This is a genomic window from Klebsiella sp. PL-2018 (assembly GCF_019048985.1).
Classification (GTDB): Bacteria; Pseudomonadota; Gammaproteobacteria; order Enterobacterales; family Enterobacteriaceae; genus Klebsiella; species Klebsiella michiganensis.
Genome location: NZ_CP077673.1, coordinates 2182145 through 2196556 on the forward strand (window position 1 = coordinate 2182145; position 14412 = coordinate 2196556).

13 protein-coding genes and 1 pseudogene are annotated in these 14412 nt (G+C 55.7%); 9 read left to right on the forward strand and 5 right to left on the reverse strand.

Annotation, left to right across the window (positions count from 1 at the left end):
* Positions 1–39: 39 nt before the first annotated feature.
* From rsmF to yebS, 3 genes are all read right to left on the reverse strand, one after another.
* On the reverse strand, positions 40–1473 hold the full coding sequence (gene rsmF / locus MKleb_RS10150; protein ID WP_025106138.1) for a 16S rRNA (cytosine(1407)-C(5))-methyltransferase RsmF: 1434 nt from the start codon (positions 1471–1473) through the stop codon (positions 40–42).
* A 78-nt stretch (positions 1474–1551) separates the two neighbouring features.
* On the reverse strand, positions 1552–4185 hold the full coding sequence (locus MKleb_RS10155; RefSeq protein ID WP_217076634.1) for a PqiB family protein: 2634 nt from the start codon (positions 4183–4185) through the stop codon (positions 1552–1554).
* Positions 4154–5437: a membrane integrity lipid transport subunit YebS gene (gene yebS / locus MKleb_RS10160; RefSeq protein WP_025106140.1), complete on the reverse strand. Its 1284-nt coding sequence runs from the start codon at positions 5435–5437 to the stop codon at positions 4154–4156. The genes MKleb_RS10155 and yebS overlap by 32 nt, the downstream gene beginning before the upstream one ends.
* A 132-nt stretch (positions 5438–5569) precedes the next feature.
* On the opposite strand from yebS, the gene MKleb_RS10165 reads away from it, so the two are divergent.
* The 4 genes from MKleb_RS10165 (at position 5570) to htpX (ending at position 10034) form a co-directional block, all read left to right on the forward strand.
* Positions 5570–6067 carry a GAF domain-containing protein gene (locus tag MKleb_RS10165; RefSeq protein ID WP_217076636.1) on the forward strand — a complete coding sequence of 166 codons (498 nt, stop codon included), beginning with the start codon at positions 5570–5572 and terminating at the stop codon, positions 6065–6067.
* 97 nt (positions 6068–6164) lie between these two features.
* On the forward strand, positions 6165–6848 hold the full coding sequence (gene proQ / locus MKleb_RS10170) for an RNA chaperone ProQ (protein ID WP_004852059.1): 684 nt from the start codon (positions 6165–6167) through the stop codon (positions 6846–6848).
* A 19-nt stretch (positions 6849–6867) separates the two neighbouring features.
* A complete protein-coding gene (gene prc / locus MKleb_RS10175) occupies positions 6868–8916 on the forward strand; it encodes a carboxy terminal-processing peptidase (protein ID WP_014229824.1) in 2049 nt (682 codons plus the stop codon).
* Positions 8917–9152: 236 nt separating this feature from the next.
* Entirely contained in the window at positions 9153–10034 is an 882-nt protein-coding gene (htpX, locus tag MKleb_RS10180) for a protease HtpX (protein WP_014229823.1), read from the forward strand.
* Positions 10035–10105: 71 nt separating this feature from the next.
* Here htpX and MKleb_RS10185 read toward each other — a convergent pair whose 3' ends face one another.
* Positions 10106–11479 carry an MFS transporter gene (locus MKleb_RS10185; RefSeq protein WP_014229822.1) on the reverse strand — a complete coding sequence of 458 codons (1374 nt, stop codon included), beginning with the start codon at positions 11477–11479 and terminating at the stop codon, positions 10106–10108.
* 177 nt (positions 11480–11656) lie between these two features.
* Between MKleb_RS10185 and kdgR the strand changes: the two genes are divergently transcribed.
* Entirely contained in the window at positions 11657–12448 is a 792-nt protein-coding gene (kdgR, locus tag MKleb_RS10190; protein WP_004103314.1) for a DNA-binding transcriptional regulator KdgR, read from the forward strand.
* Positions 12449–12492: 44 nt separating this feature from the next.
* On the opposite strand, the gene MKleb_RS10195 is transcribed toward kdgR, so the two are convergent.
* Positions 12493–12732: a YobH family protein gene (locus MKleb_RS10195; protein WP_004122000.1), complete on the reverse strand. Its 240-nt coding sequence runs from the start codon at positions 12730–12732 to the stop codon at positions 12493–12495.
* 159 nt (positions 12733–12891) lie between these two features.
* On the opposite strand from MKleb_RS10195, the gene mgrB reads away from it, so the two are divergent.
* The 4 genes and pseudogenes from mgrB to cspE all read left to right on the forward strand — a co-directional run bounded on the left by mgrB (position 12892) and on the right by cspE (position 14378).
* Positions 12892–13035: a PhoP/PhoQ regulatory lipoprotein MgrB gene (mgrB, locus tag MKleb_RS10200; protein WP_002911375.1), complete on the forward strand. Its 144-nt coding sequence runs from the start codon at positions 12892–12894 to the stop codon at positions 13033–13035.
* A gap of 74 nt (positions 13036–13109) precedes the next feature.
* Positions 13110–13400 carry a YebO family protein gene (locus tag MKleb_RS10205; RefSeq protein WP_004103312.1) on the forward strand — a complete coding sequence of 97 codons (291 nt, stop codon included), beginning with the start codon at positions 13110–13112 and terminating at the stop codon, positions 13398–13400.
* 610 nt (positions 13401–14010) lie between these two features.
* Positions 14011–14156: pseudogene (locus tag MKleb_RS10210) on the forward strand (DUF2627 domain-containing protein).
* Positions 14157–14168: 12 nt separating this feature from the next.
* Positions 14169–14378: a transcription antiterminator/RNA stability regulator CspE gene (gene cspE, locus MKleb_RS10215; protein WP_001062678.1), complete on the forward strand. Its 210-nt coding sequence runs from the start codon at positions 14169–14171 to the stop codon at positions 14376–14378.
* Positions 14379–14412 lie beyond the last annotated feature (34 nt).

The following is a 14412-nucleotide window of genomic DNA, read 5'->3' on the forward strand; positions in this document are numbered from 1 at the left end:
TAAAGCGCCAGTGAAAAAATGCTGTTTTTCGACGCGCCATCACGCTTTTTTGCTAAAAAGCTTACCGTCACGCACCAGTTCGCGGGGATAGCTATTTTTTAAACGCGACCCGACTTTTTTCGCCAGCCCGATCGGCGCGCCCTGATAGGTGACAATCGCATCATCCTTCTGCGGGAGCGTTTCAGGATAGATATCGCGACCGCGATACCACTCTTCCGCTTCGGCCTCCGTCAGCGCCAGGGGAGCGGCCGGCGCGGCAAGCGCAATCACCGCTTCGTGCTGCCAGCGGTAGCCTTTGTTATGGGTTTCGGCGAGCCGGATGCCGATGCGGGAAAAGCGCACTTTGCCGAATAACGCTTCGAGCGCCTGTGGGAATAACCAGATTTCTTTATCGCGCTGCCAGAGCGTATGGTCGGCGGTCCACTGCAAACCGACGGCGGCGGCGGCGGCAATTACGGCGGCGGATTCGCGGGTTTTAAGCGGCGTGAAGGGGAATTTCCCCACTTTATAACCCGGCGCCGGGAGCGGATCGATGGCCGCGGTTTTACGTAAACGGGCGACGAAGAACCCTTCGCAGTCAAAAATTTGCGGGAAGACGTGCAGGAAGCCCTCCTCGGTGAGGGCTTCGCTGGCCTGCGGGAACAGTGAGCCGAGCGGCAAGACTTCTACCGCCTGCGGATAGCGCGCCAGCAGCCCGTTGACCACCTCTTCGTTTTCTTGCCGGTTCAGGGTACAGGTGGAGTAAACCAGCGTCCCGCCGGGGCGAAGGGCGTGAAACGCGCTGTCAATCAGCTCGCGCTGGGTCACCGCAATTTCCGCGTTGCTTTCCGGCGACCAGTTTTTCAGCGCATTGGGATCTTTACGTACTACCCCTTCGCCGGAGCAGGGGGCGTCGAGCAGGATCGCGTCAAAGCATTCCGGCAGCGCGGCGCCGAATACCCGACCATCGAAATGGGTCAGCGCCACGTTGCTGATTCCACAGCGGCTGATGTTGGCGTGCAGGACTTTAACCCGGCTGGCGGAATATTCATTGGCCAGAATGCCGCCTTCATTACCCATGCGGGCGGCGATTTGCGTGGTTTTAGAACCCGGCGCGGCGGCGACGTCCATCACCCGCTTCGGCATCTGGCCGTCGGCAAACAGCGCGGCGACCGGCAGCATGGAGCTGGCTTCCTGAATGTAAAACAGCCCGCTAAGGTGCTCGGCCGTGCTGCCCAGCGGCAGGTCGTCTTCATCTTCACGCTCGATCCAGAAACCCTCTTCGCACCACGGAACCGGCGTGAGCTGCCAGCGGTAGGGGGCGACCAGCTGCAAAAAATCAGCCACCGTGATTTTAAGCGTATTGACGCGAATGCTTCGCCGCAGCGGGCGCTGGCAGGCGGCGATAAAGTCGTCAAAAGAGAGATGCGTCGGCATTGCCGCACGCATTTGAGCGAGGAATTCTTCAGGAAGATAGACAGCGTTTTGAGCCACGGGGAGCGCACCACAACGAAAAAAGGGGGCGTAGTTTACCATAAAGGCTCCGGCGGCGGACACCGGAGCCTGTTATGCTTAGCGCGGCAGGGCGGTGCCCCATTCGCGCCACTCTTTCGGTTCGCTCTCCAGCAGCAGGAAGTGTTTGCCATCCTGCGCTTTCGGCGCCAGCGGCGTACCCGGAGGCGTCGCAAACGCGATGCCGCCGCGAATGAACTGATTAAAGGTACCGGTTTTCACCACCCCGCCAATCAGGCCAAAGTCGAGGCTATAGCCGGAAGCCAGCCAGAATACCGAGTTGTTGCGCACCAGATACTGATAACGCTTGCTGATACGCAGCTGTACCATCACGCGATCCGACATCGAACCGAGCATCAGACCGGTCACCGTGCCGACTTCGAGCCCGCGGAACAGCACCGGCGTGCCGATACCCAGCGAACCCGCTTCCGGTACTTCGACGATAATGCTCAGGCCGTCGATATAACGTGAATCGCTGATCGTGGTTTCCTGTATTTCGAAATCACGGCGCGGCGCACCGCGTCCCGGCTCGACGTTGATATAGGCCTGGAAAAGGGTATCCAGATGTTCGACGCCCGCCGCGGATATCTGCGGCGTAATCACCGAGAAACGCGTCCCGGCGCGGGCAAAAGTATTGACGTATTCCGGGTAGAGAACCGCTTTCGCCTGCACTTCGTTTTTCGCGGTAATTAAATTCAGCGACTGGATCTGGCCAATATCAATCCCCAGGTAGCGAATTGGCATCCCTTCGGCGATTTTACCGGCGTCGAAGGCGTGCAGGGTTATCTGCCCACCCACCGCGCGGGCGGCGGTTTCTGACGCATACAGCACGCGTTTGTTATCGATCCGCGCGCTGGCGCTGGCGCCGCTGAGGTTATCAAAGCTAATCGCGCCCTTCAGCGCGCGGGAGAGCGGGGATGCCTGCACCGTCAGGCCGCTGCCGTTAAGCTGCACTTTCGCGCCGCCTTCGGCCCAGAACACGCTGTTGCTGGTCAGCAGATGGCGATATTCCGGCTTGATATGGATATTGATCTCAAAGGCGTTCTTGCGCGGCTGCACGGTGATGATTTCCCCGACCGCAAATTTACGGTACAGCACCACGGAGCCTGCCTGCACGTCCGGTAGCGTCTCGGCTGAGAGCGTAAGCGTGGTGGTCGGCAGATCGCTCATGCTGTTTTCCAGCGCCTTTTCCTGGTTCGCGTACAGCGGATAGCGGCTTTGCATCGCCCCTTTGTCGCCCGGGATAACGCGGATCCCGCCGCTGACCCATTCGCTGGCGCTGGCCCCGAGGAACTCCACGCCATCGATGCCGACTTTAACATCGATGCGGCTGTTGACCACGAATTTGCTATCGCCGCGTACCAGAGAACGGTACTCCGGCATCACCGCCACCTGGAACGTGACGCCATCGGCGTTCAGCTTGCGTTCCAGAACCTGGCCAATCTGCACGCCGTGCAGAATCAGCGGCTGCCCGGCGTCAATGCCGTAGCTTTCCGGCGCGGTGAGCGTGACGGTCGCGACATCCGGCTCTTCCAGAATGGATTTATCGGCAGGCAGCACCGCAAACTGGTTGCGGGGTTCACCCTCGCCGGGGACCAGCTCGAAGGTGGTGCCGGTCAGCAGGGCGCTGACGCTGGGGTTATCCAGCGAGATTTTTGGCTTCTTCATCTGAATAAGCGTCTTCTCGCGCAGCAGGCTGACGACGCTCGGGTCGACGGTCATTTCGCCGGTCACTTTCCCGTCGCCATTGAGATTCAGCTTACTGAGCTGGCCGACCTCCAGGCCCTGGTACATCAGCGGCGTAGAGCCCGCTTTTAAGCCTGCGCCATCCGGGAGATCCAGTTTAACCACCACGCCGCGCTGGCTGTGCGCCAGGTCTTCGTATAAGTGATAGTCCGTGTTTTGCTGAGCCTGTGGAGAATCATCCGGGGAATCAAAGGCGATAGCGCCGTTCACCAGCGCCGAGAGGCTGTCCAGCTGGACTTTCGCTCCGCTCAGGCTGACGTCCGCCTTCACGCCGGATACGTTCCAGAAACGGCTCTCTTTGTTCACCAGGTTAGTGAAACGCCGCTCGATCAGCACATCAATGGTGACGCCCTGATTGTTCGGATTAATGGCGTAGTCATATACCCGGCCGACCGGAATCTTACGGAAGTAGACCAGCGAGCCGCTGGTTAACGAACCCAAATCCGCTGACTTGAGATGAATCATCAGCTCGCCGTTATTGATGTGGTACTTCGGCTGGGTATCGAGGGCGACAAAGTGATCCTCGAGCTCGCCCTGGCCGGGCATCATGCCGATATAGTTACCGCCCACCAGCGCATCCAGGCCGGACACGCCGGCAAGCGAGGCTTTCGGCGTCACCAGCCAGAACTGCGTCTCCTTGCGCAGCGCATCTTTCATATCGCCCTTGACGCTGGCGGAAACCTCAATTTTGCTCAGATCTTTACTCAGCGAGATGTTCTCCACCGTACCGACTTCTACCCCCTGATAGCGGATAGGCGTGCGGCCAGGAACGATACCGTTAGCGGACTGGAAGTCGATAACGATCGTCGTACCGCGATCCTGGTAGCTGGTCCATATCAGCCAGCCGGCAATCAGCAGCGCGATGACCGGCAGCAGCCAAAATGGCGAGATACGGCGTTTAGTTTTAATTTTGGCTTCAGTCGGCGAAGCGGGCGTTTCCTGACTCATGTGCGTCCCAAAGTAAGCGGCTGTCCAGCCATTCAACAGCAAGGATAGTTAATATTACCGCGGCGCCAAAATAGACCGCGGCGGGCCCCATCGTAAACGCGAGGAGCTGATCGCGGTTGATCAGCGACATGGTTAATGCGATGACAAAAAGATCCAACATAGACCAGCGGCCGATCCAGGTAATCAGCCGCAGTAGCAGGATGCGGGTACGTAATCCCTGTTCACACTTGAATTGTATGCTGACCAGCAGCGTAAACAATACAATTACTTTGGTGAATGGGACCAGAATACTGGCGATGAACACGACGCCGGCGATAGCGACGTTGCTGCTGGCCAGCGACATAATGCCGGAAAGGATGGTGTCATCCTGACGCGCGCCGTTGACGTAGATAATCGAGATCGGCAGCAGGTTGGCAGGCAGCAGGAAAACCATTGACGCAATCAGCGCAGCCCAGCTCTTTTGCAGGCTCTGGCGGCGTCTGTGGCGCAGGGGAGTGTGGCAGCGACGGCAGCGGCCGCGCGAATCGCGATGGCCGGTATAATGGCAGCCGAGGCAAACCTGCAGGTTTTCATCCGGCCGCAGCGCCGGGCGCTGGGGGTAAAAACGCTCCCAGAGCTCCTCAACGTTCATATGGATAAGCGTCAGGATACTGAGCAGGGTGAGGGAGATATAGGCGATAAGCCCGATGCCCGGCTGCAGGAAGGCGTAATCCTGCACCTTAATGGAGGCGACGCCGATGCCGACCAGGTAAATATCCAGCATCACCCACTCTTTGAGCCGCTCCAGCATCAGCAGTATCGGGCGCAGATTCATGCCCAGCACGTTGCCCAGCCACAGATAGGCGATTGAGACCACCAGCAGCACCGGCGCCACGACCGCGCAAAATAGCACCATCGCCGCCGTGAGCGGATCGCCCTGGCCGGTCATTTGCCAGATGCCCTGAAGGACGTTAGCGTCGATACGCACGCCCAGCAGATGCAAACGCAGCAGCGGTTCGCTCCAGGCAAAAGGCATCAGCAGCAGCATCGCGATTGCCATGCTGCCCAGCCGGGTAAGCGACCAGTCGCGGCCATCGCGCACTTTGGCGTTGCAGCGGGGACACCAGGCGCTTTGATTCTTTTTTAGGACCGGTAAACGAAACAGCAGGTCGCACTGCGGACAGCGCTGATAGTGAGCGTGCTCAACGGGGGCGCTGACCGAGTAGACGACCATTTTTTTTGCTGGCGTAATCCTGGGTGTTTTTAGTGGCATTTATAGCTTACAGAAATGAGTGTATCTCTCTATCTTAACTCAGGAATGAATTCATCTTGAGCATGAATGCATTTAAAGCTTATTTTATTAGGCTGTAAGTGTAAGGTAGTAAGACAACTAAGCGACCAAATAATGAACAAATCAGAATTCTACGCGGATTTGAACCGCGATTTTCAGGCGTTAATGGCAGGCGAAACCAGTTTTCTGGCGATGATTTCAAATACCAGCGCGCTGCTGTTCGAGCGGCTGACCGACGTGAACTGGGCCGGTTTCTATCTTCTGGAAGGTGACACGCTGGTGCTTGGCCCGTTCCAGGGCAAGCTGGCCTGCGTGCGGATTCCGGTCGGACGCGGCGTATGCGGGACTGCCGTCGCGCAGAATTGCGTGCAGCGGGTAGAGGAAGTTCACGCGTTTGATGGGCACATCGCCTGTGACGCCGCCAGTAATTCGGAAATTGTCTTCCCGTTACGGGTGAACAATCAAACTATCGGCGTCCTGGATATCGATAGCACGGCGCATTCCCGCTTCACCGCTGAAGATGAGCAGGGACTGGCAGAACTGGTCGCGCATCTGGAAAAACTCATTTCTGCGACTGATTATCAAAAAATATTCACCCGCGTCGCAGGATAATCAACGGATAACGTAGCATTTACCGATGACGTCATTATAATGACGCCTGTTCATGCCTGCGGCTTGTTGGCTACGTCCGTTGTAATCAGGAAATTTCATGGAAAATCAACCTAAGTTGAATAGCAGTAAAGAAGTCATTGCGTTTCTGGCCGAACGTTTCCCTCAGTGTTTTAGCGCTGAAGGCGAAGCTCGCCCCCTGAAAGTCGGTATTTTTCAGGATCTCGTTGAGCGCGTTGGCGGAGAGATGAATCTCAGCAAAACCCAACTTCGCGCTGCTTTGCGTCTTTATACTTCGAGCTGGCGCTACCTGTACGGCGTTAAGCCTGGCGCAGTCCGCGTTGACCTTGACGGCAACCCGTGCGGCGAACTGGAAGAGCAGCACGTCGCTCATGCCCGTCAGCAGCTTGAAGAAGCAAAAGCCCGCGTCCAGGCGCAGCGCGAAGCGCAGCAGGCCAAAAAACGCGAAGCCGCTGCCGCAGCAGGCCAGCCGGAAGAGGGGGCACGTCGCGAGCGTAAACCGCGTCCTCAGCCTCAGGCGCGTCGTAAAGACGGCGCTGAGCAGCGTAAACCTCGCCCGGCAGCAGCAGCCAAAGCGCCGCGCGAAGAGCGTCATACCCCTGTATCAGATGTGTCTGTATTGACCGTTGGCCAGGCACTGAAGGTGAAAGCAGGCAATAATGCAATGGACGCCACCGTCCTGGAAATCACCAAAGATGGCGTTCGTGTACAGCTGACTTCTGGTATGTCAATGATTGTACGCGCAGAACACCTGGTGTTCTGAAACGGAGGCCGGGCCAGGCATGAACAAATTCTTTAAGCTCACCGCGTTGGCGGGCCTGCTGGTAATCGCAGGCCAGTCGTTCGCCGTGGACGATATCACCCGGATCGATCAAATCCCCGTGCTGAAAGAAGAGCCGCAGCACGCGACGGTGAGCGAGCGCGTCACATCGCGCTTTACCCGCTCTCACTACCGGCAGTTCGATCTTGATAATGCCTTTTCGGCAAAAATTTTCGATCGCTACCTGAACCTGCTCGACTACAGCCATAACGTGCTGTTAGCCAGCGACGTGGCCCAGTTTGCCGCGAAAAAGAATCAAATCGGCGATGAGCTGCGCAGCGGGAAGCTGGACGTTTTTTACGACCTGTATAACCTGGCGCAGAAGCGTCGATTTGAGCGTTATCAATATGCATTGAAAGTGCTGGAACGTCCGATGGACTTTACCGGCAATGACAACTTCAACCTTGACCGCAGCAAGTCTCCCTGGCCGAAAGATGAGGCCGAGCTGAATGCGCTATGGGATGCCAAGGTGAAGTTTGATCAGCTCAGCCTCAAGCTGGCTGGCAAAGATGATAAAGAGATTCGCGAGACCCTAACCCGTCGCTACAAGTTTGCCATTCGCCGTCTGGCGCAAACCAATAGTGAAGACGTTTTCTCGCTGGCGATGACCGCCTTTGCGCGTGAAATCGACCCGCATACGAACTATCTCTCTCCGCGCAATACCGAACAGTTCAACACCGAAATGAGCCTGTCTCTCGAAGGTATCGGCGCGGTACTGCAGATGGATGACGACTACACGGTGATCAACTCACTGGTGGCCGGTGGTCCTGCGGCGAAGAGTAAATCCATCAGCGTGGGCGACCGTATCGTTGGCGTTGGCCAGCCGGGTAAAGGCATGGTTGATGTCATCGGCTGGCGTCTTGATGATGTCGTGGCGCTGATCAAAGGTCCCAAGGGCAGCAAGGTTCGTCTGGAAATTCTCCCGGCGGGTAAAGGCGCGAAAACGCGGATTGTGACCCTTACGCGCGAACGCATTCGTCTTGAAGACCGCGCGGTTAAGATGTCAGTCAAAACCGTCGGCAAAGAGAAGGTTGGCGTGCTGGATATTCCGGGTTTCTATGTTGGCCTGACGGACGACGTCAAGGTTCAGCTGCAGAAACTGGAGAAACAGAACGTTAGCAGCATCGTTATCGATCTGCGCAGCAACGGCGGCGGGGCGCTGACCGAAGCGGTTTCGCTTTCTGGCCTGTTTATTCCATCCGGCCCGGTTGTCCAGGTTCGCGATAATAACGGTAAGGTGCGTGAAGACAGCGATACCGACGGCGTGGTGTACTACAAAGGCCCGCTGGTGGTGCTGGTCGACCGTTTCAGCGCCTCGGCTTCTGAAATTTTCGCCGCCGCGATGCAGGATTATGGCCGCGCGCTGATCGTCGGTGAGCCGACCTTTGGCAAGGGGACCGTCCAGCAGTATCGTTCGCTGAACCGCATTTACGATCAGATGCTGCGCCCTGACTGGCCGGCGCTGGGGTCCGTACAGTACACCATCCAGAAATTCTACCGTATTAACGGCGGGAGTACTCAGCGCAAGGGTGTGACGCCGGACATCATGATGCCGACCGGAACCGAAGAGCGTGAAACCGGCGAGCAGTATGAAGATAACGCGCTGCCGTGGGATAGCGTCAATGCAGCAACCTTCGTGAAGTATGGTGACCTGACGCCGTTCGGACCCGAGCTGCTGAAGCGCCACGATGCGCGTATCGCCAAGGATCCTGAGTTCCAGTACATCATGAAGGACATTGCTCGCTATAACGCGATGAAAGACAAACGCAACATCGTCTCCCTGAATTACGCGCAGCGTGAAAAGGAGAATGAAGAAGATGATGCGATTCGTCTGGCCCGCGTTAACGATCGCCTGAAACGCGAAGGCAAGCCGCTACTGAAAAAACTGGAAGATCTGCCGAAGGATTACCAGGAGCCTGACCCGTATCTTGATGAAACGGTTCATATTGCGCTCGACCTGGCCCATGAGGAAAAGGATCGGCCAGCGGTCGAGCCGCCGGCCAGTAAATAATCCCCCAACGGGCACACTAAGTTGTGCCCGTTTTCTTTCTCGCCTTTCCCAACGTTCATTGCCTGATTTCAACAAAATGTCAACGCTTTTGCCCAGCGTCAGCAATATGCTACAAAATGTAAAGTTGTGTCTTTCTCGTGACTTAGCGGGGCCTGATGGTTGAAAATTGGCGTTCTACCCATACCATGTGGGTAATCGCATAGTGCGTTTTGTTAAATCGAGGTTAAAAGAAAATTATGATGCGAATCGCGCTTTTCCTGCTGACCAACCTGGCAGTGATGGTGGTGTTCGGGCTGGTGCTGAGCCTGACGGGAATTCAGTCAAGCAGCATGACCGGGCTGCTGATCATGGCCCTGTTGTTTGGTTTCGGCGGCTCAATCGTTTCGCTGCTGATGTCGAAATGGATGGCGCTGAAATCGGTGGGTGGGGAAGTCATTGAGCAGCCGCGTAACGAAACCGAGCGCTGGCTGATGAATACCGTCGCGCAGCAGGCGCGCCAGGCGGGCATCGCTATGCCGCAGGTCGCTATCTACCATGCGCCGGATATTAACGCCTTCGCGACCGGCGCGCGCCGCGATGCGTCGCTGGTGGCGGTCAGTACCGGGCTGCTGCAGAACATGAGCCGTGATGAAGCGGAAGCGGTTATCGCCCATGAGATTAGCCACATCGCCAACGGTGATATGGTCACCATGACGCTGATCCAGGGGGTAGTGAACACCTTCGTTATCTTTATCTCGCGCGTTATCGCGCAGATTGCGGCGGGCTTCCTCGGCGGCAACCGCGATGAAGGTGAAAGCAGCAACGGCAACCCGCTGATCTACTTTGCGGTCGCCACGGTGCTGGAGCTGGTATTTGGTATTCTGGCCAGCATCATCACTATGTGGTTCTCCCGCTACCGCGAGTTCCATGCGGACGCCGGTTCAGCGAAGCTGGTAGGGCGTGAGAAAATGATCGCCGCGCTGCAGCGGCTGAAAACCAGCTATGAGCCGCAGGAGGCCAGCAGCATGATGGCGTTCTGCATTAACGGCAAAGCGAAATCCATGAGCGAGCTGTTTATGACTCACCCGCCGCTGGATAAACGTATTGAAGCCCTGCGCAGCGGCGAATACCTGAAATAACCGTCGCGCCTGGCCCTGAAAACAAAAATCCGCAACCTTCGGGCTGCGGATTTTTTTATGCCGGTTTTGCGTTACAGCCTGACGCGCGGCTGCGTGACGCGTAGCCCGCTGACGGCGGCCGCGACGACGGCAAACGTTCCGGCCAGCAGAAGGGCGGTGTGGGTTCCGCTATCGCCCAGCAGGTTAAACAGCAGCGCCACCAGCGCGGCGCCAGTGCTCTGTCCAAGCAGGCGCGCGGTCCCCAGCATGCCGCTTGCGCCGCCGCTGCGATGAGCCGGCGCTGACGAGACGATGGTGTGATTGTTGGGGGACTGGAACAGACCAAAGCCCGCGCCGCAGAGCGCCATTCGCCAGATAATATCCAGGTCCGACGGCGCGGAGGGCAGTAAAGCCAGGCCGAACAGGCCGCAGGCCATGATGATTAGACCCATCGCGCCCAGCAGCCCGGCGTGAACTTTCTCAATCAAATATCCCGCCAGCGGCGCCATGACCATAGTGGCCAGCGGCCACGGCGTCAGGAGCAGACCGGTTTCCACCTCGCTACGCCCCATCATTGACTGCAGGAAGAACGGCAGCGAAACCATCGCCAGCATCTGGGCGCAAAAAGAGCATATCGACGTACAAATTGACAGAGAGAATAGCGGAATGCGCAGCAGGTCAACCGGCAGCAGGGGGACCGGCATTTTGAGCTGGCGGCGGACAAAAAAGAACCCGACGACCAGCATGGCCATAACCTCCGCCGCAACCAGCGCGCCTGACTGGCCCTGAGCGAACCCGCCGAGGGCGGTAATCAGTAAGCCAAAAGTGAGGGCATTCATGATGGCGCTCGGCAGGTCGAAGCGGGTAACCTTGCTGCGGCCGGTGTTAGCTGGCAGATAGCGCATCGCGAGAAGCAGTGAAATAATCCCCAGCGGAACGTTAATCAGAAACAGCCATTGCCATGAAGCCATTGAGAGAATCGCGGCGGCGATGGTCGGCCCCGCCGCGGAGGAGACGGCCACCACGAAAGAGTTGATCCCCATCCCGCGGCCGAGAAAGCGCTGAGGATAAATCAGGCGAATCAGCGCGGTGTTAACGCTCATCAGCGCCGCGCCGCCGAGCCCCTGCGCCACGCGCGCCAGGGTCAGCATTTCCAGGCTTCTGGAGAGCGCGCAGGCCAGTGACGTGAAGGTAAAAAGCACCAGGCCGATTTTATAAATACGCCGGTAGCCGACCATATCGCCGAGGAAAGAGAGCGGCAGCAGCGCGATAACGATAGCAATTTGGTAGGCATTAACTATCCAGATTGAAGAGGCCGGGGATGCGTTTAAATCGCTGGCGATGGTCGGCAGGGCGACGTTGGCGATAGCGCCGTCCAGCACCGCCATCGCCAGGCCTAATACAATGGTCAGAATGGCGCCGTAACGCTGCGGTAAAGGCAGCCCATCGGAGATGTTTTTATCCATGTGAAGTCTGTATCTTATCGGGAACTATTAACTGGTTAATAATTTTAGCATTGATTATTCAGCGGCATGTCGCAGATTTGTAACGAATCGGCAGAAGAACGATTGCGGGTAACGGGATGCGAATTTATAATAAAAACCGGTTCTAATTTTTATAAAACAGTTGCGATGAGGTGATAAATGGCAGTTGCAGATTTGGATAAACAGCCAGATTCTGTCTCTTCGGTATTGAAGGTTTTTGGCATTCTGCAGGCGCTTGGCGAAGAGCGTGAAATTGGCATTACCGAACTGTCCCAGCGCGTCATGATGTCAAAAAGCACCGTTTATCGCTTTTTGCAGACCATGAAATCGCTGGGATACGTAGCTCAGGAAGGTGAGTCCGAGAAATATTCTCTGACCCTGAAACTCTTCGAACTTGGCGCGCGGGCTTTGCAGAACGTTGATTTGGTGCGCAGCGCTGATATTCAGATGCGCGAGCTTTCACGCCTGACGAAAGAGACCGTCCACCTGGGCGCCCTGGATGAAGACAGCATTGTTTACATCCACAAAATCGACTCAATGTACAATTTGCGCATGTATTCGCGCATCGGGCGTCGTAACCCGCTGTACAGCACCGCGATCGGTAAAGTGCTGCTGGCCTGGCGCGATCGTGCCGAGGTTGAGCAGATTCTGGAAGGGGTGGAGTACAAACGCAGCACCGACCGAACTATCACCAGCACCGAAGAGCTGCTGGCGGTTCTCGATAAGGTCCGCGAGCAGGGGTATGGCGAAGATAACGAAGAGCAGGAAGAGGGACTGCGCTGCATCGGGGTTCCGGTTTTCGACCGCTTCGGCGTGGTTATCGCGGGCCTGAGTATCTCTTTCCCGACGCTGCGTTTCTCGGAAGAGCGCCTGAACGAGTACGTGGCGATGCTGCACACGGCGGCGCGTAAAATTTCAGAACAGATGGGCTACAACGATTATCCGTTCTGACCTTGTGCGTAAATCGGGCTACAGCGTCTGTAGCCCGATCGTGACTAGCCGTTATCAACAACCGTGGCGCTTTTTCGCAGGATAGGGCAATCGGTAATGCCGATAATACCGCTGCTGGAATGAACATATTGTGCGGTACTGATGCCGCGAGCCGTGAGATATTTACACTGCAATCCCAGCCCCCCGGCATTCTCACTGCTGCCCATTAATACGCCGTAGCCGCTTAATAATACGCCAATCCACAAGATAGCCAGCACCACAATGGTACGAATGATCAATCGCATTGTTGCCTCATTATTTGTATTATCCTTGCGTCCATTCTGGCATGAACATCGTTTGAAACAAGTCTATGATTCCTAAACTTGCCTTTCGTATTACAGTTAGCCGCGGTTTAAGAAGGTCATGTTATCCTGGCGACATCTGGTACTGATGCGGAGTGTGGAGTGAAAAAATTACGCTGGGTTTTGCTGATAGTCATCATCGCAGGTTGTTTACTGCTATGGACTCAGATGCTTAACGTAATGTGCGATCAGGATGTACAGTTCTTCAGCGGCATCTGCACTATCAATAAATTTATTCCCTGGTAAGACATTTTTAATATGACTGATTTTCTTCTGCCGCGCGGGTGGTAGAATAAACGCCTTCTCTTTGAGGTGGTGAAATGAGTGAGTTACTAAATCCTGGGATTGTAAGCCTGGCATCCGTGGCGCTTTCAGTTGTGCTGTTGCTTGTCGGCCTGTTGTTATGGTTTTTTGTTAATCGCGCCAGCTCGCGCGCTAATGAGCAGATAGCGCTGCTGCAGGCGCTGCTGGATCAGCAAAAGCGGCAAAACGCGCTGCTGCGCCGTCTCTGCGAGGCCAATGAGCCAGAGAAGGAGAGTGCCGCAGAACCTTCCATCGCCGAGAAGGGGAAAGGCGACGACGACTTCATTCGTCTGGTCGCAGAGCGCTAATCTGATTGTCAGGTGTACATCGTGACGGTGTGCGCCTGTATCTCCCCCGGTGTATAACGTATCCTTATCGATAAATTCTCTTCCGAACGTAAACCTGCCCACCGGCAAGCGGAGGCGGCGCGTTTATGCTCTCTTTAATTAGTTTGTTTAATTCATCAAATAAAAGAACAGGAAAGACCTGACTGTCATCAGGCGTTCATTATTGCGATGAAGTATAGACAATATTTTAAGTACTTCAATTAACGCGCTTCGATATTATGCCATGGGCCTGTAAAGCAATTTTTCAACTATCGATATGAGCTTTTAAATGCATCTTTATGCAATGCTTTCTGACTCCCCCTAAAATTGGCAGCTTGGCTCTACGCGGGGCCCGGCAAGCTGAAGTCATTGAGCAATGGCGGATAAACTCCCAGGCAGGGGGCCGTCTCAGCGGCGCCAGCGCGGAGGGAGAAGGATAAGCCAGAGGAAGCAAAGTCGCATAAATGTGCAGGTGATCAAATGATTCCCTTATAATTTGTGCGAGCGATCGAGAGCCGTCTAAAAATGGCTTGCCATTATTTACGTAGTATGTGATAACACGTTTCGGGTTAAACGAGGTACAGTTCTGTTTATGTGTGGCATTTTCAGTAAAGAAGTCCTGAGTAAACACGTTGTCGTTGAATACCGCTTCTCTGCCGAACCTTATATTAGTGCCTCATGCAGTCATGTGTCAGTTTTATCTATGTAAGTGCCCCACGGGCGAAGAAAACAGTCTAAGGAATTTTGCAAATGGCAAAGATTAAAGGTCAAGTTAAGTGGTTCAACGAGTCTAAAGGTTTTGGCTTCATTACTCCGGCTGATGGCAGCAAAGATGTGTTCGTACACTTCTCCGCTATCCAGGGTAACGGCTTCAAAACTCTGGCTGAAGGCCAGAACGTTGAGTTCGAAATTCAGGACGGCCAGAAAGGTCCAGCTGCAGTTAACGTAACTGCTATCTGATTTAGACCACTGAATCTTGTAAGAAAGCCTCGCA

What these genes read in the sequence shown, in the direction of transcription:
- htpX (WP_014229823.1), top strand. Translation starts at nt 9,153, where the DNA reads ATGATGCGAATCGCGCTTTTCCTGCTGACCAACCTGGCAGTGATGGTG.
- prc (WP_014229824.1), top strand. Translation starts at nt 6,868, where the DNA reads ATGAACAAATTCTTTAAGCTCACCGCGTTGGCGGGCCTGCTGGTAATC.
- yebS (WP_025106140.1), bottom strand. Translation starts at nt 5,437, where the DNA reads ATGCCACTAAAAACACCCAGGATTACGCCAGCAAAAAAAATGGTCGTC.
- MKleb_RS10205 (WP_004103312.1), top strand. Translation starts at nt 13,110, where the DNA reads ATGAGTGAGTTACTAAATCCTGGGATTGTAAGCCTGGCATCCGTGGCG.
- kdgR (WP_004103314.1), top strand. Translation starts at nt 11,657, where the DNA reads ATGGCAGTTGCAGATTTGGATAAACAGCCAGATTCTGTCTCTTCGGTA.
- cspE (WP_001062678.1), top strand. Translation starts at nt 14,169, where the DNA reads ATGGCAAAGATTAAAGGTCAAGTTAAGTGGTTCAACGAGTCTAAAGGT.
- MKleb_RS10185 (WP_014229822.1), bottom strand. Translation starts at nt 11,479, where the DNA reads ATGGATAAAAACATCTCCGATGGGCTGCCTTTACCGCAGCGTTACGGC.
- MKleb_RS10155 (WP_217076634.1), bottom strand. Translation starts at nt 4,185, where the DNA reads ATGAGTCAGGAAACGCCCGCTTCGCCGACTGAAGCCAAAATTAAAACT.
- MKleb_RS10165 (WP_217076636.1), top strand. Translation starts at nt 5,570, where the DNA reads ATGAACAAATCAGAATTCTACGCGGATTTGAACCGCGATTTTCAGGCG.
- proQ (WP_004852059.1), top strand. Translation starts at nt 6,165, where the DNA reads ATGGAAAATCAACCTAAGTTGAATAGCAGTAAAGAAGTCATTGCGTTT.
- MKleb_RS10195 (WP_004122000.1), bottom strand. Translation starts at nt 12,732, where the DNA reads ATGCGATTGATCATTCGTACCATTGTGGTGCTGGCTATCTTGTGGATT.